This window comes from Qipengyuania sp. RANM35, assembly GCF_041021145.2.
GTDB classification, from domain to species: Bacteria; Pseudomonadota; Alphaproteobacteria; order Sphingomonadales; family Sphingomonadaceae; genus Qipengyuania; species Qipengyuania soli.
In genome coordinates this window covers 1,182,346-1,201,209 of sequence record NZ_CM196433.1, presented here as the reverse complement: position 1 = coordinate 1,201,209, position 18,864 = coordinate 1,182,346, and the positions used below count along the sequence as shown (strand labels likewise).

Here is an 18,864-nt window from a genome sequence, read left to right as displayed (position 1 = left end):
CATAGGAGGCATTCGGGATGTACCGCAAAGCTGTGGCCAGGGCCTAGACGAGCTCCACAGCCACCGCGGTTGCTTCGCCGCCACCGATGCAAAGCGAAGCCACGCCGCGCTTCTTGCCCTGCTGCTTGAGGGCGTTGAGAAGCGTCACGATGATGCGCGTCCCGCTGGCGCCGATCGGGTGACCGAGTGCGGTTGCGCCGCCGTTGACGTTGATCCGGTCGTGCGGGATACCGATGTCGCGCATTGCGAACATGGCGACGCAGGCGAAAGCCTCGTTCACTTCCCACAGGTCGACGTCGTCGGTCGACCAGCCGGCCTTGTCGAGTACCTTCTTGATCGCGCCCACGGGGGCTACGGTGAAGTCCTTCGGCTCCTGCGCATGCGCGGCCATGGCGACGATCTTCGCGACCGGCTGCTGGCCGTTGGCACTGGCAAGGCTCTCGCGGGTCAGGACGACAGCGGCCGCACCGTCCGAAATCGACGATGAGGTAGCGGCGGTGATGGTGCCGTCCTTGGCGAAGGCGGGACGCAGGGTCGGAATCTTGTCGGGCTTGCCCTTGCCGGGCTGCTCGTCATGCTCGACCGTCACTTCGCCCGCGCGGGTGGCGAAAGTTACCGGAACGACCTCACCATCGAATGCGCCGCTCTCGATTGCGGCATTGGCGCGACGCAGCGATTCGATCGAATAGCCGTCCATGTCCTCACGGGTGAGCTGGTACTCGTTGGCGGTGTCCTGCGCGAAGGTGCCCATCGCCCGGCCTTCCTCGTAGGCGTCTTCGAGACCGTCGAGGAACATGTGGTCATAGGCAGTGTCGTGCCCGATGCGCGCGCCCGAGCGGTGCTTCTTTAGGAGGTATGGCGCGTTGGTCATGCTCTCCATGCCGCCGGCGACGACATAGTCGACCGTACCGCTGGCAAGCGCTTCGGCGCCCATGATGACCGTCTGCATGCCGCTGCCGCAGACCTTGTTGACCGTTGTCGCCTGGACCGACTTGGGCAGGCCAGCCTTGATCGTCGCCTGGCGCGCAGGGGCCTGGCCCAGGCCTGCGGGGAGCACGCAGCCCATGTAGGTGCGATCGAACTTCTCAGGCGAGACGCCCGAGCGCTCGACCGCCGCCTTGACCGCTGTTGCGCCAAGATCGGTCGCCGATACGTCCGACAACGCGCCCTGCATGCCGCCCATGGGGGTGCGGGCGTAGGAAAGGATCACGACGGGATCGGCGGCGCTGAACTGGGTCATCTTGTGCAAGTCCTCGGGTTCTGGAATATCTCGCGGTCGAGATAGGACAGGCGTCGCTGCGGCGCAACATGGACCATGGGAGAATACGATGGCAGACGATCGCAAGGCTGAAATGGAAGCCGTCCTCAGGAAGCAGCGCGCTGCCCATCACCAGATGCGCCCCGAGCCGATGTCGCTGCGCAAGGACCGCATCGAACGGGCGATGAACCTGCTCAAGAAGCACGGCGAGGACCTGTGCAAGACCATGGCTGCGGACTTCGGCAGCCGCAGCCCGCACCAGTCGATGATCACCGACATTGCCGGCACGGTCGGTTTCGGGAAATACTGCCTCAAGAACATGGAAAAGTGGTCCCGGACCGAGAAGCGCCATGTCCAGTTCCCGCTCGGCCTGCTCGGCGCGAAGGCGGAACTGCGTTATGAGCCCAAGGGCGTGGTCGGTATTCTCAGTCCCTGGAATTTCCCGGTGAACCTCAGCTTCGGGCCGCTGATGCAGGTCTTTGCTGCGGGTAACCGCGCGATGATCAAGCCATCGGAATTCACCGAGAAGACCAGCCTGCTGATGAGGGAGCTGGTCGAAGAATACTTCACCGCCGACGAGTGCGCGGTTTTCACCGGCGGCCCCGAAGTGGCTCATGCCTTCAGTACGCTGCCGTTCGACCACCTCGTCTTCACCGGCTCGACCGCGACCGGCCGCAAGGTGATGGAGGCCGCCGCCGCGAACCTTGTCCCCGTCACTCTCGAACTCGGCGGCAAGAGCCCGGTGTTCATGGGCGAGAGCGCCGACTTCGCCAAGGCGGGCGAGCGCGTGGCGCTGGGCAAGATGATGAACGCAGGGCAGATCTGCCTCGCACCGGACTACCTCTATGTCCCCGAAAGCAAGCAGGACGAGGCGATCCACGGCGTGTGGCAGGGCACGGCCAACATGTATCCGACACTGCTCGAGAACGAGGACTATGCCAGCGTCGTGACCGACCGCCATTTCGATCGCTTGCAGTCGCTGGTCGCCGACGCGCGCGACAAGGGTGCAGAAGTGATCGAGGTCAATCCGGGCAACGAGGATTTCTCGAGCACCAACAGCCGCAAGATGCCGCTCACCATCCTCAAAAACGTCACCGAGGACATGAAGGCGATGCAGGAGGAGATATTCGGCCCGGTCCTGCCGGTGAAGACCTACAAGCACATCGACGAGGCGATCGACTATGTGAACGAGCACGACCGTCCACTCGGCCTTTATTACTTCGGCGAGAACAGTGCCGAACGCGAGAAGGTGCTGACGAAGACCATCAGTGGCGGCGTCACGGTGAATGACGTTATCTTCCATGTGTCGATGGAAGACCTTCCCTTCGGTGGCGTTGGCCCCTCGGGCATGGGCAGCTATCACGGGGTCGAGGGCTTCCGCGAGTTCAGCCATGCGCGCAGCGTCTATACGCAGCCGAAGATCGATATCGCCAAGCTCGGCGGGTTCAAGCCACCCTATGGCGCGGCGACCGAGAAGGCTGTGAAGACCATGATGAAGTAAGGGCGCGCGCCCTTCTCGACGGATGTCGCATCCCGCGCAATCGTTTGTGCGGGATTTGCGCTATCCGCACCCTTGCACCTCGCAAGCGAGCGGCCTAGAGGCGGGCGCGAACCCAGCCCCCGGATGGAATCACGCGTGGTCGACCTAGAGCAATATCTCCCGATCCTGATCTTCCTGTTCATCGCACTCGGCCTGTCGGCACTCTTCGTGTTCCTGCCGATGGGCGTTGCCCGCCTGACCGGCGCGCACAACCCCGATGCAGAGAAGCTCAGCGAGTATGAATGCGGCTTTCCCGCCTTCGAAGATCCGCGCAGCCAGTTCGACGTGCGCTTCTACCTGATCGCCATCCTGTTCATCATCTTCGATCTCGAAGCGGCCTTCCTGTTCCCCTGGGCGGTCAGCCTCGACCTGACCGGTTGGCCGGGCTGGATCACCATGATGGTGTTCCTCTTCGAACTCGCCGTCGGCCTCGCATATGCGTGGAAGGTCGGCGCGCTGGAGTGGGAGTGATCCGATGAGCCAGCAGAGCATCATCATGCCGCCCGCGGCCCAGCCGGGTGACATCCGCCAGCCGGATGCCGACTATTTCAACGCGCTCCAGACCGAGGTGAACGACAAGGGATTCCTCGTCACCAGCACCGAGGACCTGTTCCAGTGGGCGCGCACCGGATCGCTGTGGTGGATGACCTTCGGTCTCGCCTGCTGCGCGGTCGAGATGATCCATGTGAACATGCCGCGTTATGACATGGAGCGTTTCGGCGTCGCACCGCGCGCTTCCCCGCGCCAGTCGGACGTGATGATCGTTGCGGGCACGCTGTGCAACAAGATGGCCCCGGCGCTACGCAAGGTCTACGACCAGATGTCGGACCCCAAGTACGTCATCAGCATGGGCAGCTGCGCCAACGGTGGCGGCTACTATCACTACAGCTATAGCGTGGTGCGCGGCTGCGACCGGATCGTTCCGGTCGACATCTACGTGCCGGGTTGTCCGCCGACTGCCGAAGCGCTGCTGTACGGCGTGATGCAGCTGCAGCGGAAGATCCGCCGCTCGGGCACGATCGAGAGGTAAGGGCGCCATGGCAACGCTTCATTCCGCGCCCCGCTTTACTGTGATCGAGGGCCTCAAGGACACGCTGGCAACCGCGCTGGGCGACCATCTGGTCGAGGCTCACGAGGAGCATGGCGAACTGCTCCTCACGGTCAAGCGTTCCTCGGTCGAGGACGCGCTTCGCATCCTGCGCGACAATCATGAATACCAGCAGCTGATGGAGATTGCGGGCGTCGACTACCCGGGACGCGCAGAGCGTTTCGAGGTCGTCTACATGCTGCTGTCGGTCACCAGGAACAGCCGCATCATGGTCAAGTGCACGGCTGCCGAAGATACCCCGGTTCCGACCGCGACGACGCTTTGGCCCAACGCGGGCTGGCTCGAGCGCGAAGTTTTCGACATGTACGGCGTGCTCTTTGCCGGCAACACCGACCTGCGCCGCATCCTCACCGACTACGGCTTCGAAGGTCATCCCTTCCGCAAGGACTTCCCGCTTACCGGCTATACCGAGCTGCGCTATTCGGAAGACCTCAAGCGCGTCGTCTACGAGCCCGTGAAGCTGGCGCAAGACCTGCGCCAGTTCGACTTCATGTCGCCGTGGGAGGGCGCGGACTACGTGCTTCCGGGTGACGAAAAGGCTGCAACCCCGCCCGTCGCCGAGCCCAAGACCACGGAAAAGCCCGCCGACACCGGGGCAGGGGCGAAGACCGACGCGAAGGCCGCCGACAAGGTTGCCGACGCTCCGGCTGCCAAGGACGGCGGCAAGGACGCACCGGCGCCCGAGCCGACCGAGACGCGTCCCGCTCGCGCCAAGCGTGCCGGGAAGACCAGCGGCACCAAGGCCGCTACCGAACCCAAGGTGAAGAAGGCACCGGCAAAGAAGCCTGCCGCCAAGAAGCCTGCGGCCAAGCGCAAGCCTGCCGCGAAAAAGGACGAGAAGTGATGCGTCGCCTCCTGCCCATCGCCATATTCGCGCTCGCCGCCTGCTCGCAGCCTTCCGCCGAGCAGGAGAGCGCGGACGATTTCGCCGACCGCATCGGCCAGCAGGGCGGGGCCGCGCCGGGGCAGCTCGACCCGTCGCAGCCTGATCCCAATGCACCGAATGTTGCGCAGGCCGCTCCTCCGGCAAATGTCGATCTCACCACGCTCCAGCAGCTGGGTGACGTCGGCGGCGTCAACCTGGGCCCGCGCGAAGGTGGCTGCACCCTGATGGTCGGCGAGCAGGAGATGCTGATCGCCGTGGGCATGAAAGAGCCGACGCTGCCGGGCAAGGCCGTGGTCCGGGTGGGTAACACGCTTGTGATGGCCGATTCCGGTCCCGGTGGACTCGCTGCAATCAAGGCGGGCACGACCTTCAGTGGCGAAGGCTTCAAGATCCAGGTCTCGCCTGCTGCCGGCCAGGCGCAGAGCCGCCTCGCGAAGGTCAGCGTGACCGATGCAGCGGGCAAGTCGCAAAGCTACTCCGGCAATTGGATTTGCGCATGAGCAGTGCCTTCCAGATCGAAGAATCGCCGACCACCGGCGACGAGGTCATTACCAATTACACGATCAACTTCGGGCCCCAGCACCCCGCGGCGCACGGCGTGCTGCGCATGGTCATGGAACTCGACGGCGAGATCATCGAGCGGATCGACCCGCACGTCGGCCTGCTGCACCGCGGCACCGAAAAGCTGATCGAAAACAAGACCTACCTCCAGGCGCTGCCGTATTTCGACCGCCTCGATTATTGTTCGCCGCTGAACATGGAGCACAGCTACGTGCTCGCGATCGAGAAGCTCCTCAACCTCGAGGTGCCCGAGCGTGCGCAGTACCTGCGCGTCCTGTTCGCCGAGCTTTCGCGCATCTGCAACCACATGCTCAACATCGGCAGCCACGTCATGGACGTCGGCGCGATGACGCCGAACCTGTGGGTGTTCGAACTGCGCGAGGATTGCCTCAACTTCTTCGAGCGGGCCGCCGGTGCGCGCATGCACATGGCCTGGTTCCGTCCTGGCGGCGTCCACCAGGACGTGCCCGAGAAGCTGCTCGTGGACATCGGTCACTGGGTCGACACGCGCCTGCCCGAACTGTTCGGCGACGCTATGAGCCTGGTCCTCGACAACCGCATCTTCAAGCAGCGCAACGTCGACATCGCCGTGGTGAGCAAGGATGATGCGCTGGCATGGGGCTTCAGCGGCCCGATGATCCGCGCCGCCGGCATCCCGTGGGACCTGCGCAAGTCGCAGCCTTACGACGTCTATGACCGGATGGAGTTCGACATTCCCGTCGGCACCAATTCGGACTGCTACGACCGCTTCATGGTGCGCGTGAAGGAAGTCTACGAGAGCGCGAAGATCATCAAGCAGTGCCTTGCGCAAATGCCGCAAGGTCCGATCTGCTCCGACGACCGCAAGGTCGCGCCCCCCAAGCGCGCCGAGATGAAGCAGTCGATGGAAGCGCTGATCCACCACTTCAAGCTCTACACCGAGGGCTTCCACGTGCCTGCGGGCGAGGTCTACGTCGCTACCGAAAGCCCCAAAGGCGAATTCGGCGTCTATCTCGTCAGCGACGGCTCGAACAAACCGTACCGCTGCAAGATCCGTCCCACGGCCTTCAGCCACCTGCAAGCAATGGATTTCATGTCGAAGGGCCACATGCTGCCTGATGCCACCGCCATCCTCGGCGCCATCGACGTAGTGTTCGGGGAGTGCGACCGCTAATGGCCGACCGTACCCCCGCACCCGACACCCCCGAGCTGCGCGAACGCTGGGGTGGCTTCGAGTTCAACGATGCCTATCGCGAGAAGGCTGACCGGGCGATCGCGCGCTACCCCGAGGGGCGCCAGCGTTCGGCGGTGATGCCGCTGCTCGACCTTGCCCAGCGCCAGGTCGGCGAAGAGACCAATACGCAGGGCTGGCTGCCGCTGCCGGTGATCGAATATGTCGCCGACTATCTCGACATGCCGGTGATCCGCGTGCTCGAAGTCGCCAGCTTCTATTTCATGTACAACCTCGTGCCCGTGGGTAAGTACCACGTGCAGGTCTGCGGCACGACGCCGTGCATGCTGCGCGGCTCGGACGGACTGTTCGAAACCTGCAAGAAGCGCGGCATGAAGAAGGGTCATGTCTCGGACGACGGCCTGTGGACCCTTACCGAGGTCGAGTGCATGGGCAATTGCGCCACCGCGCCGATGGTCCAGATCAACGACGACAATTACGAGGACCTCACGCCCGAGAGCCTCGACGCCATCCTCGATGCGCTGGCCAGGGGCGATCAGCCGAAGACCGGCACGCAGATCCCGGGCAAGCAGACCAGCGAACCCGAGGGCGGCCCGACCACGCTCAAGGACATGGTCTCGGCCAATCACGACTACCGGAAGGAATGGTGATGAGCATCGTTACCGTCCTGATCGCGCTGGTCGTCTGCTTCATTGCCTGGAAGGTGCTTACCGGCATCATCAAGTTCGGGCTGATCGCCGTCGTCCTGGTCGGCGCCCTCTATTTCCTCTCGCAGGGAGGTCTCGCCTGATGCTCGCCGACAAGGATCGCATCTTCACCAACCTCTACGGCTTCCAGGACTGGGGCCTGAAGGCGGCACAGCAGCGCGGCGACTGGGAAGATACCAAGTCGCTGATCGCGCGCGGGCAGGACGCCATCATCGAGGAAGTGAAGGCCTCGGGTCTTCGCGGTCGCGGTGGCGCTGGTTTCCCGACCGGGCTCAAGTGGTCGTTCATGCCGAAGGAGAGCAAGGACGGTCGTCCGAGCTTCCTCGTCATCAATGCCGACGAATCTGAACCCGGCTCGTGCAAGGACCGCGAGATCATCCGTCACGATCCGCACAAGCTGATCGAAGGCGCGCTGGTCGCCGGTTTCGCCATGCGGGCGAGGGCGGCTTACATCTACATCCGCGGGGAATACATCCGCGAGGCAGAGACGCTGCAGAAAGCCATCGAAGAGGCCTATGACGCGGGCCTGATCGGCAAGAACGCCAGCAAGTCCGGCTACGACTTCGACGTCTTCCTGCACCGCGGTGCGGGCGCCTACATCTGCGGCGAAGAGACCGCGATGATCGAAAGCCTCGAAGGCAAGAAGGGCCAGCCGCGTCTCAAGCCGCCGTTCCCGGCGGGTGCAGGCCTTTATGGCTGCCCGACCACGGTCAATAACGTGGAATCGATCGCCGTGGTCCCGACCATCCTGCGTCGCGGCGCGAGCTGGTTCGCGAGCTTCGGACGCGAGAACAACAAGGGCACCAAGCTTTTCCAGATCAGCGGGCATGTGAACAAGCCCTGCGTGGTCGAGGAAGCGCTCAGCATCCCGTTCAGCGAGCTGATCGAAAAGCACTGTGGCGGCATTCGCGGCGGCAAGGACAACCTCCTCGCCGTGATCCCCGGCGGTTCCTCGGTTCCGCTTGTCCCTGCAGAGCAGATCTGGGACGCGCCGATGGATTTCGACGGTCTCAAGGACTTGGGGTCGGGTCTCGGCACGGCCGGTGTCATCGTGATGGACAAGTCGACCGACATCGTCCGCGCGATCAGCCGCCTCAGCTACTTCTACAAGCACGAGAGCTGTGGCCAGTGCACCCCATGCCGCGAAGGCACGGGCTGGATGTGGCGCATGATGGAGCGCCTGCGCACCGGCGATGCGGCAATCGAGGAAATCGACATGCTGCAGCAGGTGACCAAGCAGGTCGAAGGCCACACCATCTGCGCGCTGGGTGATGCGGCAGCATGGCCAATCCAGGGCCTCATCCGCCACTTCCGCCCCGAGCTCGAGCGCCGGATCGAAGAACACAACGCCAAGTTCGCGGAGGCCGCGGAGTAATGCCTAAAGTCACCGTAGACGGTCAGGAAATCGAGGTTCCCACCGGGGCGACCGTCCTGCAGGCTTGCGAGCTTGCCGGAAAAGAGATTCCGCGCTTCTGCTATCATGAGCGGCTGAGCATCGCCGGCAACTGCCGCATGTGCCTGGTCGAGGTGAAGCCCGGGCCGCCGAAGCCGCAGGCAAGTTGCGCGCTTCCGGCTACCGAAGGCCAGGAAATCCGCACCGACAGCCAGATGGTCAAGACCGCGCGCGAAGGGGTGATGGAGTTCCTCCTTATCAACCACCCGCTCGATTGCCCGATCTGCGACCAGGGCGGCGAATGCGACCTGCAGGACCAGTCGGTCGCCTATGGCCGTGGCGGCTCGCGCTACACCGAGAACAAGCGCGCCGTGACCGAGAAGTACATGGGCCCGCTGATCAAGACGGTCATGACCCGCTGCATCCACTGCACCCGCTGCGTGCGCTTCAGCGAGGAAATCGCCGGCGTGGACGAAATCGGCGCGGTCGGTCGCGGCGAGGACATGCAGATCACGACCTATCTCGAGCAGGCAGCCGAGCACGAGCTGTCGGCAAATGTGATCGACCTGTGTCCGGTCGGCGCGCTCACCTCGCGGCCCTACGCCTTCGAGGCACGTCCGTGGGAACTCAAGAAGACGCTCAGCATCGACGTGTCGGACGCGGTCGGCGCGAACATCCGCCTCGACAGCCGCGGCCGCGAAGTCATGCGCGCGCTTCCGCGGATCAATGACGACGTCAACGAGGAATGGCTGTCCGACAAGGGCCGCTACATGGTCGACGGCCTGACCAAGCGCCGTCTCGACAAGGTCTTCATGCGGAAGAAGGGTGGCCTCAAGCCCGCGACCTGGGACGAGGCTTTTGCGGCCATCGCCAAGGCCAAGCCGGGCAAGGCCATTGCCGCAATTGCCGGCGACATGGTCGACTGCGAGACGATGTTCGCCGCCAAGGCGCTGCTGAAGGCCTGCGGTTCAAACCTTCTCGAAGGCCGTCAGACCGGCATGGATTACGACGTGTCGAACCTCGCCGCGGTCAATTTCAACTCGACTTTCGCCGGGATCGAGACCGCCGATGCGATCCTGATCGTCGGCAGCCACGTTCGCTGGGAAGCGCCTCTGGTCAACGTGCGCATCCGCAAGGCGGTGAAGCGTGGCGCGCAGGTCTTCGTGGTCGGGCCCTTCTGGGACACGACCTACCCCGCGCATTTCCTCGGTGACGATCTCTCGGTCCTCGGCGATCTGCCCAAGGAAGTGGCCGAGGTGTTCAAGGGTGCCGAGCGTCCCGCGATCATCATGGGCGGTGCGGCACTCGCTCGCGGCGCCCTTGGTGCAGGCCTCGCTTTCGCCGACCAGTTCGGCCTCGTGAAGGATGGCTGGAACGGCTTCAACGTCATGCACTTCAGCGCCGCGCGCATGGGCGGACTTATGCTCGGTTTTGCGCAGAAGGGCGGGATGAAGGACATCGTGGCGGCCAAGCCCAAGGTGGTCATCAGCCTCGGCGCGGACGAGATGGACTTCGAACCCTTCGCCGACGCGATCAAGGTCTACATCGGCCACCATGGCGACAAGGGCGCGCATGCGGCGGACATCATCCTGCCGGGCGCAAGCTTTGCCGAAAAGGACGGGACCTACGTCAACACCGAAGGCCGCGTGCAGTTTGCCGAGAAGGCCGTGTTCGCCCCCGGTGACGCACGAGAAGACTGGACGATCCTGCGTGCGCTGGCCGATGCGCTGGGCGTGAACGTTGGTTTCGACAGCTTCGCGCAGCTGCAGTCGGCTATGATCGCGGAAGTGCCTGCGCTGGGCGAGGAAGGTCTCGCCAGCTACGGCGCGCTGCCCAAGGCGGACAAGAAGGCGAAGGCAGAAGGCGTGATTTCCGCCTATCCGATCAAGGACTTCTATCTCACCAACCCGATCGCCCGCGCCAGCGAGGTGATGCAGCGCTGCTCGGCAGAACTGCTCCACGGCGGCGCCCTGGCGGAGGCTGCGGAATGACCGAATTCTTCCAGAACCTCGGCATGAACTACGAATGGGCGTGGGCGACCGCGACCATTTCCGGCATCCTGCTGATTGCCTTGCCGCTGATGCTGGCGGTGGCGATGATCATCTACGTCGACCGCAAGATCTGGGCCGCCATGGCGCTTCGCCGCGGTCCCAACGTTGTCGGCCCCTGGGGGCTGCTCCAGTCTTTCGCTGACGGTCTCAAGGTCTTCCTGCAAGAAACCATCATCCCGACGGCGTCGAACAAGGGCATCTTCCTGATTGCGCCGATCATCACCTTCACCGTGGCTCTGCTCGCCTGGGCAGTGGTGCCGTTCGGCCCCGAGGCGGTGCTTTCGGACATCAATGTCGGTCTGCTCTACATCCTCGCGATCAGCTCGCTCGGCGTTTACGGCGTGGTGATGAGCGGTTGGGCTTCTAACTCGAAGTACCCGTTCTTCTCCGCCATGCGCGCAGCTGCGCAGATGATCAGCTACGAGGTCTCGATCGGCTTCATCCTGATCTGTGTCGTCCTGTGGGCGGGCACGTTCAACATGAACGGGATCATCATGGCGCAGGAAGGCCTTGTCTTTGGCCTGTTCAATGGCTTCGGCTTCCACCCGCTGCTGTTCCCGCTCTGGGTGATGTTCCTGATCTCGGCACTGGCCGAGACCGCGCGTGCTCCTTTCGACCTGACCGAGGCGGAGAGCGAGCTCGTCGCCGGTTACCAGACCGAATATTCCTCGATGAGCTTCGCGCTCTTCTGGCTCGGCGAATATGCCAACGTGCTGCTGATGTGCGCGCTCAACGCCATCCTGTTCTGGGGTGGCTGGCTGCCGCCGCTCGACATCCCGATCCTTTACACTTTCCTGTTCGGACCGGGCCTGACAGCCTTCTTCTGGCTGTGCTTCAAGATCTTCATTTTCTTCTTCATCTTCAGCTGGGTGAAGGCCACCGTCCCGCGCTATCGCTATGACCAGCTGATGCGCCTGGGCTGGAAGGTATTCCTCCCGCTGAGCCTGTTCTTCGTCGTTCTTATCAGTGGCTACCTCATGGCAACCGGACACTTCGGGGGGCATGTCGCATGACCACCGTCGCGCATCTCATCAAGTCGTTCACCCTGTGGGAGTTCGTGAAGGCGCACGCCCTCACGCTGAAGTACTTCTTCAAGCCCAAGGCGACGATCAACTACCCGTTCGAGAAGAACCCGCTGAGCCCGCGCTTCCGCGGTGAGCACGCCCTGCGTCGCTATCCGAATGGCGAGGAACGCTGCATTGCGTGCAAGCTGTGCGAGGCGATCTGCCCGGCACAGGCCATCACCATCGAAGCCGAACCGCGCGAGGACGGCAGCCGCCGCACCACGCGCTATGACATCGACATGACCAAGTGCATCTTCTGCGGCTTCTGCCAGGAAGCCTGCCCGGTTGATGCCATCGTCGAGGGTCCGAACTTCGAATATTCGACCGAAACCCGCGAGGAGCTGCTTTACGACAAGGCCAAGCTGCTCGCCAATGGTGACAAGTGGGAGCGTGCCATCGCCGCGAACCTTGAAGCCGATGCACCGTATCGATAGGGGGCCGCGCCAATGATCCAGACGCTCGCCTTCTATCTCTTCGCCGTCATGGTGACCGCCAGCGCGGTTATGGTGATCACGGCGCGTAACCCGGTGCATTCAGTACTGTGGCTGATCCTCGCCTTCTTCAACGGGGCGGGGCTGATGGTCCTCGTCGGCGCTGAGTTCATCGCTGCGCTGCTGGTCATCGTCTACGTCGGCGCAGTCGCGGTGCTTTTCCTCTTCGTGGTCATGATGCTCGACATCGACTTTTCGGAGATGCGGGCAGGCTTCGTGAAGAACTTTCCGCTCGGGATCGCCATTGCCTTGGTCCTGCTGGTCGAACTGCTGGTCGGCATCGGCGCCTACAAGATCGGCGCGCTCGAACTCGGCACTGCCAGCGGCGCTGCCGCACCCATTGCCGACCGTGCGAATATCGAGAGCATCGGTGCGGTCCTCTACCGCGACTACCTGTTCCTGTTCGAGGCGGCCGGGATCATCCTGCTCGTCGCAATGGTCGGCGCGATCGTCCTCACCCACCGCCAGCGCCCCGATGGCGCGCGCGGCCAGCAGGACATTTCCAAGCAGGTCCGGCGCCGGCCCGAGGAAGCAACCGTCATGAAGCAGCCCGAAATCGGGCAGGGGGTCGAGCTGTGATCGGCATCGAACACTATGTCTTCGTCAGCGCGATCCTGTTCGTGCTCGGCGTGCTGGGCATCTTCCTCAACCGCAAGAACATCATCGTCATCTTGATGGCGATCGAGCTGATCCTGCTCAGCGTGAACATCAACCTCGTCGCCTTCAGCGCCTTCCTTGGCGATCTTGTCGGCCAGGTCTTCGCCATGTTCGTGCTGACCGTGGCAGCGGGCGAGGCAGCCGTCGGGCTTGCCATCCTTGTCATCTATTTCCGTGGCCGCGGCACCATCGCGGTCGACGACGTCGACCGGCTGAAGGGGTAAGCCACGGTGCATCTGATCATCGCAATCGTCTTCCTGCCGCTGCTCGCCGCAATCGTCGGCGGGCTGGTCAACAAGTCCGCGCCCAGCGTCTTCACCAAGGGGCTGACGACCGGCGCTCTGTTCCTCAGCTGTGGGCTGAGCTGGCCGATCTTCCTCGGCTTCGTTGGCGGAACCTACGAACCGACCGTAGTGCCCGTACTCAAGTGGGTGGCATCGGGCGATCTTGCCTTCGACTGGGCTCTGCGTGTCGACACGCTGACCGCGGTCATGCTGGTAGTCATCACCACAGTTTCGGCGCTCGTCCACCTCTATAGCTGGGGCTACATGGAGGAAGACCCGGACCAGCCGCGGTTCTTCGCCTACCTCTCGCTCTTCACCTTCGCCATGCTCATGCTGGTGACCGCCGACAACCTCGTCCAAATGTTCTTCGGTTGGGAAGGCGTGGGCCTCGCGAGCTACCTGCTGATCGGCTTCTGGTTCAAGAAGCCCAGCGCCAACGCCGCCGCGATCAAGGCCTTCGTGGTCAACCGCGTCGGCGACCTCGGCTTCATGATGGGCATATTCGGCACCTTCTGGGTGTTCGGCACGGTGTCGATCCCTGCGATCCTCGAGGCTGCGCCCGGCATGAGCGGGGCGACCATCGGCTTCCTCGGCTACCGCGTCCACACGATGGATGTGCTGTGTATCCTGCTGTTCATCGGCGCGATGGGCAAGTCGGCGCAGCTGGGCCTCCACACATGGCTCCCGGATGCCATGGAAGGCCCGACGCCAGTGTCCGCGCTGATCCACGCCGCGACCATGGTGACCGCAGGCGTGTTCATGGTCTGCCGCCTGTCGCCGATGTTCGAGACGGCGCCCGTCGCACTCTCGATGGTGACCTTCGTCGGCGCCGCCACCTGTATCTTTGCCGCGACCGTCGGCACGACGCAGTGGGACATCAAGCGCGTCATCGCCTATTCGACCTGCTCGCAGCTCGGCTACATGTTCTTTGCCGCGGGCGTCGGTGCCTATGGCGCGGCCATGTTCCACCTGTTCACGCACGCCTTCTTCAAGGCGCTGCTGTTCCTCGGTGCCGGCTCGGTCATCCACGCGATGCACCACGAACAGGACATGCGCTATTACGGCGACCTGCGTAAGCATATCCCTCTGACCTTCTGGGCGATGATGGCCGGCACGCTGGCGATCACCGGCGTCGGCATTTACTGGATCCATGCGGGGTTCGCCGGCTTCCATTCGAAGGATGCGATCCTCGAAGCCGCGTTCGCGCGCGGTACCGAGCTGGGCAATTTCGCCTTCTGGATGGGCGCCTTCGCTGCACTTCTGACCAGCTTCTACAGCTGGCGCCTGATGTTCCTCACCTTCTGGGGCAAGCCGCGCTGGATCGAGAGCGAGCATATCCAGCACAGCGTCCACAAGACGCCTGAAGAGGCGGGAGAAGACACTACCGGCGGCTACCACCCGCACGAAAGCCCGCTGACCATGTTGATCCCGCTGGGCATACTCAGCCTGGGTGCAGTGTTCGCGGGTTGGGTTTTCAGCCCCTACTTCCTCGAAAGCCCCGAATTCTGGGGCGGATCGATTTTCTACAACGAAGGCCTGATGCACGCGATGCATGGCGTTCCGCTGTGGGTGAAGCTGGCGGCGACAATCGTCATGCTGCTCGGCCTGTTCACCGCCTGGATGGCCTATATCAAGGACACCAGCATCCCGGGCAAGGCCGTGGAGCAACTCGGTCCGGTGTACCGCTTCCTCTACAACAAGTGGTATTTCGACGAGCTCTACCACTATCTCTTCGTCGTCCCCGCCTTCTGGCTGGGCCGCCAGTTCTGGAAACTCGGCGATATCGGCACGATCGACCGCTTCGGCCCCAACGGCATTGCCTGGGTGGTCGAGCAGGGCTCGATCGGAGCACACAAGTTCCAGACCGGATATCTCTATAGCTATGCGCTGGTGATGCTCCTCGGGCTCGTCGCCGCGATCACCTGGGTGCTGTTCTGATGGAGTTCCCCATCCTCTCTCTGATGCTCGCGGTTCCGCTTGCCGGTGCCATTGCCTGTCTTTTCCTGGGTGCGCAGAGCGCGCGCATGGTGGCGCTGGGCGCGACCCTGTTCGACCTCGCGCTCGGCATCCTGCTGTGGCTGAACTACGACATCGGCGGCGCGCAGTGGCAGTTCACCGAGCGGGCCGAGATTTTCGCAGGCTTCAGCTACGCCCTCGGCATCGATGGCATCGCGCTGATGCTGATCATGCTCAGCGTTTTCCTGATGCCGATCTGCATCCTTGCAAGCTGGGACGCGATCACCAAGCGGGTGGGCGAATACATGGCCGCCTTCCTGCTGATGGAAGTGCTGATGATCGGCGTTTTCGCCGCGCAGGACATGTTCCTGTTCTACATCTTCTTCGAGGCCGGCCTGATCCCGATGTACCTGATCATCGGCGTGTGGGGCGGCGATAACCGCATCTACGCCTCGTATAAGTTCTTCCTCTACACGCTGCTCGGTTCGGTGCTGATGCTGATCGCGATGATGTGGATGGTGAACGAGGCGAACACCACCGACATCCCGACGCTGCTCAACTACGACTTCAGCCCGCAGGCGCAAACGTGGCTGTGGCTGGCCTTCTTCGCCAGCTTCGCGGTGAAGATGCCGATGTGGCCGGTCCACACCTGGCTCCCCGACGCCCACGTGCAGGCGCCGACCGCAGGTTCGGTGATCCTGGCGGGCGTCCTGTTGAAGCTGGGCGGATACGGTTTCATCCGCTTCAGCCTGCCGATGTTCCCCGATGCCTCCGCGCAGTTCGCATGGCTCATCTTCGCCCTGTCGATGATTGCGGTGGTTTACACCTCACTCGTCGCGCTGGTGCAGCACGACATGAAGAAGCTCATCGCCTATTCCTCGGTCGCGCACATGGCGATCGTGACCGTCGGCCTGTTCGCCTTCAATTCGCAGGGCCTCGAAGGCGCGATGATGGTCATGCTCGGTCACGGCCTGGTGTCTGGTGCGCTCTTCCTCTGCGTCGGCGTGATCTACGACCGCCTGCACACCCGAGAGATCTCGCGCTACGGCGGGCTGGCGATCAACATGCCAAGGTACGCGCTGTTCTTCATGCTCTTCACCATGGCCTCGGTCGGCCTTCCGGGCACGAGCAACTTCGTCGGCGAATTCCTCGCGCTGGCCGGTATCTACAAGGTTTCGACCTTCGTGACGCTGGTTTGCACCACCGGCATCATCCTTGGTGCCGCCTACATGCTGTACCTCTATCGCCGCGTGGCCTTCGGGGCGCAGGTCAACGACGATGCTGCGCGCATGCTCGACCTGAATGCACGTGAATGGGCCATGCTTGCCCCGATCGCAGCAGCGGTGCTGTGGATGGGCGTCTATCCGGAAAGCTTCCTCGCGCCGATGCGCCAGGACATCTTCGCGCTCGAGGCGCGCATCGCTCGCGCTGCACCCGACTTCGATTCCGACAACAAGGTCGGCACTCCGAAAGAGCATAATGCCAATTACATTGCCGCCTCGCATGGTGAGACCCATGGCGAACCCGCCGCAGCCGAGGAGGGAGCGCACTGATGTCGTACGCTAGCTCGCTCTACTTCACCGGCGTCGAAGTCGGCCTCTCGCTCACGGGGCTCGCATTGCTGCTCGTTGCGGCATGGGGTGGCACGAAGACCGCGCGCGCCGTGACCGCAGCGACCGTAGTTGCCTTGCTCGGCGCCACCGTCTTCAGCGCGCACCTGTTCGATCTCGCAACCGGCGAAGTCGCAGGCCGCGCGTTCGGCGACCTCTATCGTGCGGACGCGTTTGGCAGCTTTGCCAAGATCCTCATCTACGTTGCGACCGCTGCCGTGCTGGTCGTTACCCCGCGCTTCTTTGCGCAGGGCAATGCCTATCGGGCCGAATACCCGGTGCTGATGCTCTTCAATGCCATCGGCATGGGCATGATGGTTTCCGCCACCGACCTGATGACGCTCTATATCGGTCTCGAGATGTCGAGCCTGTCGAGCTACGTGCTGGCGAGCTTCCTCAAGCAGGATGCCCGCTCGAACGAGGCAGGCCTCAAGTACTTCGTCCTCGGCGCTCTGGCCTCGGGCATCATCCTATATGGCGTGAGCCTGATCTACGGTTTCACCGGAAGCACCAATTACGAGGGCATTCGCGCTGCTTTCGAGACACAGTTCTCGACCGGCGCGCTGTTCGGTGTCGTGTTCGTGCTTGCCGGGCTTGCCTTCAAGGTCAGCGCGGTGCCGTTCCACATGTGGACCCCGGACGTATACGAGGGCGCCCCGACGCCGGTTACGGCATTCTTCGCCAGCGCCCCCAAGGTCGCGGCAATGGGGATGCTGGTGCGCATGGCGATGGAGCCTTTCGCGGGCGAGGTCGACAGCTGGCGCCAGATCGTGATCTTCGCCTCGCTGGCCTCGATCGTGGTCGGCGCGCTGGGTGCGATCGGCCAGCAGAACCTGAAGCGACTGCTCGCCTATTCGTCGATCAATAACGTCGGCTTCATCCTTGTCGGCCTTGCCGCGGCGACGCCTGCAGGCACCGCAGCAGTGCTCACCTATCTCGCGATCTACGTTGCAATGACCGTCGGCAGCTTCACTGCGCTTCTCATGCTGCGCGATCCGATGGGTAACCAGCTGGAGACCTTTGCCGACATTTCCGGCCTCTCGACCAAGCGTCCGGCGCTCGCATGGTGCCTGCTCGCGCTGATGTTCAGCCTTGCCGGTATCCCGCCGCTGTTCGGCTTCTGGGGCAAGTTCGTTGTGTTCCAGGCTGCCGTGCAGGCCAATCTCGTCCCGCTCGCTGCCATCGGTATCGCGGCGAGCGTGATCGGCGCGTTCTACTACCTCAAGTTCATCAAGGTGATGTTTTTCGACGAACCGACGCGCGAGGTGGAGACCGAAAGCCCGATCAGTCACTGGGTTGTACTGGGCCTTAGCGTCGCGGTCATTTCGCCGCTCGGCTATCTGCTGACGATCCCGCTCGGCAATTGGGCAGCGCAGGCAGCGGCATCCTTCACGCTCGCGATGTGATCCGCACACTCGTCGAAACCGGCTCGACCAATTCGGACCTCGTCGCGCAATTGCGTGCTGGCGAGGCAGTGCGCGAAGGCGACTGGCTCGTCACCGACCGGCAGGTTGCGGGCAGAGGACGCCAGGGACGGACCTGGTTCGACGGGACAGGCAATTTCATGGGCTCGACCGTCGTGCGCCTCGGGAGCCGTGATCCGGCGCCGGCGTCGCTTGCGCTCGTGGCGGGGCTGGCGGCGTATGAGGCGGTCGTGCCTTACCTCGTCGAGCCCGGTGCACTGCAACTGAAGTGGCCCAATGACCTTTTTCTCGGCGGAGCGAAGCTTGCAGGTATCCTGCTCGAGCGCGAAGGCGACGCCATCATCGTCGGCATGGGCATCAATCTTGCCCGGGCCCCTGAGCTGCCGGACCGCCGCACGGTGGCGCTTTCGGCGCTTGGTCCGGCACCAGATCGCGATGGGTTCGCCGCCAACCTTGCGACCGCTTTCGACCGCGAACTGGAACGCTGGCGGACCTATGGCATCGAACCACTGGTCCGACGTTGGGAAAGCGTTGCGCATCCGCCGGGGACGGCGCTGACCGTCCATCCGCCCGGCGAAGGGCCACTCCACGGCACATTTGCGGGCCTCGCCCCTGACGGTTCGCTGATGCTGCGCTTGGCGGATGGCTCAACCCGTGCCATCCACGCCGGTGACGTGATGCTCGCTACCGAGGAGAGATAGGC

The 18,864-nt window shown here is 63.4% G+C and carries 19 protein-coding genes; 18 read left to right on the top strand and 1 reads right to left on the bottom strand.

The genetic code is table 11. The features are described from left to right. Positions 1 to 43: 43 nt before the first annotated feature. Complete coding sequence (locus RAM60_RS06065; RefSeq protein ID WP_369025151.1) at positions 44 to 1,240, bottom strand: thiolase family protein; 1,197 nt, start codon at positions 1,238 to 1,240, stop codon at positions 44 to 46. A gap of 88 nt (positions 1,241 to 1,328) precedes the next feature. Here RAM60_RS06065 and RAM60_RS06060 point away from each other — a divergent pair, with 88 nt between their 5' ends. From RAM60_RS06060 to RAM60_RS05975, 18 genes are all read left to right on the top strand, one after another. Beyond that, on the top strand, positions 1,329 to 2,759 hold the full coding sequence (locus RAM60_RS06060; protein ID WP_369025152.1) for a coniferyl aldehyde dehydrogenase: 1,431 nt from the start codon (positions 1,329 to 1,331) through the stop codon (positions 2,757 to 2,759). 135 nt (positions 2,760 to 2,894) lie between these two features. Beyond that, positions 2,895 to 3,269, top strand: a complete 375-nt coding sequence (gene ndhC / locus RAM60_RS06055; RefSeq protein ID WP_200983902.1) for an NADH-quinone oxidoreductase subunit A — start codon at positions 2,895 to 2,897, stop codon at positions 3,267 to 3,269. A 25-nt stretch (positions 3,270 to 3,294) separates the two neighbouring features. After that, complete coding sequence (locus RAM60_RS06050; protein ID WP_510640401.1) at positions 3,295 to 3,828, top strand: NuoB/complex I 20 kDa subunit family protein; 534 nt, start codon at positions 3,295 to 3,297, stop codon at positions 3,826 to 3,828. 7 nt (positions 3,829 to 3,835) lie between these two features. Continuing rightward, positions 3,836 to 4,750 carry an NADH-quinone oxidoreductase subunit C gene (locus RAM60_RS06045; protein ID WP_369025154.1) on the top strand — a complete coding sequence of 305 codons (915 nt, stop codon included), beginning with the start codon at positions 3,836 to 3,838 and terminating at the stop codon, positions 4,748 to 4,750. Beyond that, positions 4,750 to 5,292: a hypothetical protein gene (locus tag RAM60_RS06040; RefSeq protein ID WP_369025155.1), complete on the top strand. Its 543-nt coding sequence runs from the start codon at positions 4,750 to 4,752 to the stop codon at positions 5,290 to 5,292. The genes RAM60_RS06045 and RAM60_RS06040 overlap by 1 nt, the downstream gene beginning before the upstream one ends. Then, complete coding sequence (locus tag RAM60_RS06035) at positions 5,289 to 6,506, top strand: NADH-quinone oxidoreductase subunit D (protein ID WP_200983898.1); 1,218 nt, start codon at positions 5,289 to 5,291, stop codon at positions 6,504 to 6,506. The genes RAM60_RS06040 and RAM60_RS06035 overlap by 4 nt, the downstream gene beginning before the upstream one ends. After that, on the top strand, positions 6,506 to 7,174 hold the full coding sequence (locus RAM60_RS06030) for a complex I 24 kDa subunit family protein (protein ID WP_369025156.1): 669 nt from the start codon (positions 6,506 to 6,508) through the stop codon (positions 7,172 to 7,174). Before RAM60_RS06035 ends, RAM60_RS06030 begins: the two co-directional genes overlap by 1 nt. After that, positions 7,174 to 7,314: a hypothetical protein gene (locus RAM60_RS06025; protein WP_369025157.1), complete on the top strand. Its 141-nt coding sequence runs from the start codon at positions 7,174 to 7,176 to the stop codon at positions 7,312 to 7,314. The genes RAM60_RS06030 and RAM60_RS06025 overlap by 1 nt, the downstream gene beginning before the upstream one ends. Beyond that, entirely contained in the window at positions 7,314 to 8,606 is a 1,293-nt protein-coding gene (nuoF, locus tag RAM60_RS06020) for an NADH-quinone oxidoreductase subunit NuoF (RefSeq protein ID WP_369025158.1), read from the top strand. Before RAM60_RS06025 ends, nuoF begins: the two co-directional genes overlap by 1 nt. Then, on the top strand, positions 8,606 to 10,615 hold the full coding sequence (gene nuoG, locus RAM60_RS06015; RefSeq protein ID WP_369025159.1) for an NADH-quinone oxidoreductase subunit NuoG: 2,010 nt from the start codon (positions 8,606 to 8,608) through the stop codon (positions 10,613 to 10,615). The genes nuoF and nuoG overlap by 1 nt, the downstream gene beginning before the upstream one ends. Then, positions 10,612 to 11,688, top strand: coding sequence for an NADH-quinone oxidoreductase subunit NuoH (gene nuoH / locus RAM60_RS06010; protein ID WP_369025160.1), 1,077 nt, complete (start codon positions 10,612 to 10,614; stop codon positions 11,686 to 11,688). Before nuoG ends, nuoH begins: the two co-directional genes overlap by 4 nt. Then, positions 11,685 to 12,173, top strand: coding sequence for an NADH-quinone oxidoreductase subunit NuoI (gene nuoI / locus RAM60_RS06005; protein WP_369025161.1), 489 nt, complete (start codon positions 11,685 to 11,687; stop codon positions 12,171 to 12,173). The genes nuoH and nuoI overlap by 4 nt, the downstream gene beginning before the upstream one ends. A gap of 12 nt (positions 12,174 to 12,185) precedes the next feature. Next, complete coding sequence (locus RAM60_RS06000) at positions 12,186 to 12,809, top strand: NADH-quinone oxidoreductase subunit J (protein WP_200983891.1); 624 nt, start codon at positions 12,186 to 12,188, stop codon at positions 12,807 to 12,809. Next, positions 12,806 to 13,111, top strand: a complete 306-nt coding sequence (gene nuoK, locus RAM60_RS05995) for an NADH-quinone oxidoreductase subunit NuoK (RefSeq protein WP_200983890.1) — start codon at positions 12,806 to 12,808, stop codon at positions 13,109 to 13,111. Before RAM60_RS06000 ends, nuoK begins: the two co-directional genes overlap by 4 nt. Positions 13,112 to 13,117: 6 nt before the next feature. Beyond that, positions 13,118 to 15,109, top strand: a complete 1,992-nt coding sequence (gene nuoL / locus RAM60_RS05990; protein WP_369025162.1) for an NADH-quinone oxidoreductase subunit L — start codon at positions 13,118 to 13,120, stop codon at positions 15,107 to 15,109. Next, positions 15,109 to 16,680: an NADH-quinone oxidoreductase subunit M gene (locus RAM60_RS05985; protein WP_369025163.1), complete on the top strand. Its 1,572-nt coding sequence runs from the start codon at positions 15,109 to 15,111 to the stop codon at positions 16,678 to 16,680. The genes nuoL and RAM60_RS05985 overlap by 1 nt, the downstream gene beginning before the upstream one ends. Then, positions 16,680 to 18,143 (top strand): NADH-quinone oxidoreductase subunit NuoN, encoded by a 1,464-nt coding sequence (gene nuoN / locus RAM60_RS05980; protein ID WP_369025164.1) that lies wholly within the window; start codon positions 16,680 to 16,682, stop codon positions 18,141 to 18,143. Before RAM60_RS05985 ends, nuoN begins: the two co-directional genes overlap by 1 nt. Continuing rightward, the gene (locus RAM60_RS05975; protein WP_369025165.1) at positions 18,140 to 18,862 is read left to right on the top strand and encodes a biotin--[acetyl-CoA-carboxylase] ligase; all 723 of its coding nucleotides are present in this window, start codon (positions 18,140 to 18,142) and stop codon (positions 18,860 to 18,862) included. Before nuoN ends, RAM60_RS05975 begins: the two co-directional genes overlap by 4 nt. Positions 18,863 to 18,864: the final 2 nt, after the last annotated feature.

Excerpts from the sequence above, each read along its gene's own strand:
- RAM60_RS06065 (WP_369025151.1), bottom strand. The coding sequence starts at position 1,240 with ATGACCCAGTTCAGCGCCGCCGATCCCGTCGTGATCCTTTCCTACGCC.
- RAM60_RS06060 (WP_369025152.1), top strand. The coding sequence starts at position 1,329 with ATGGCAGACGATCGCAAGGCTGAAATGGAAGCCGTCCTCAGGAAGCAG.
- RAM60_RS06050 (WP_510640401.1), top strand. The coding sequence starts at position 3,295 with ATGCCGCCCGCGGCCCAGCCGGGTGACATCCGCCAGCCGGATGCCGAC.
- RAM60_RS06045 (WP_369025154.1), top strand. The coding sequence starts at position 3,836 with ATGGCAACGCTTCATTCCGCGCCCCGCTTTACTGTGATCGAGGGCCTC.
- RAM60_RS06040 (WP_369025155.1), top strand. The coding sequence starts at position 4,750 with ATGCGTCGCCTCCTGCCCATCGCCATATTCGCGCTCGCCGCCTGCTCG.
- RAM60_RS06035 (WP_200983898.1), top strand. The coding sequence starts at position 5,289 with ATGAGCAGTGCCTTCCAGATCGAAGAATCGCCGACCACCGGCGACGAG.
- RAM60_RS06030 (WP_369025156.1), top strand. The coding sequence starts at position 6,506 with ATGGCCGACCGTACCCCCGCACCCGACACCCCCGAGCTGCGCGAACGC.
- RAM60_RS06025 (WP_369025157.1), top strand. The coding sequence starts at position 7,174 with ATGAGCATCGTTACCGTCCTGATCGCGCTGGTCGTCTGCTTCATTGCC.
- nuoF (WP_369025158.1), top strand. The coding sequence starts at position 7,314 with ATGCTCGCCGACAAGGATCGCATCTTCACCAACCTCTACGGCTTCCAG.
- nuoG (WP_369025159.1), top strand. The coding sequence starts at position 8,606 with ATGCCTAAAGTCACCGTAGACGGTCAGGAAATCGAGGTTCCCACCGGG.
- nuoH (WP_369025160.1), top strand. The coding sequence starts at position 10,612 with ATGACCGAATTCTTCCAGAACCTCGGCATGAACTACGAATGGGCGTGG.
- nuoI (WP_369025161.1), top strand. The coding sequence starts at position 11,685 with ATGACCACCGTCGCGCATCTCATCAAGTCGTTCACCCTGTGGGAGTTC.
- RAM60_RS06000 (WP_200983891.1), top strand. The coding sequence starts at position 12,186 with ATGATCCAGACGCTCGCCTTCTATCTCTTCGCCGTCATGGTGACCGCC.
- RAM60_RS05985 (WP_369025163.1), top strand. The coding sequence starts at position 15,109 with ATGGAGTTCCCCATCCTCTCTCTGATGCTCGCGGTTCCGCTTGCCGGT.
- nuoN (WP_369025164.1), top strand. The coding sequence starts at position 16,680 with ATGTCGTACGCTAGCTCGCTCTACTTCACCGGCGTCGAAGTCGGCCTC.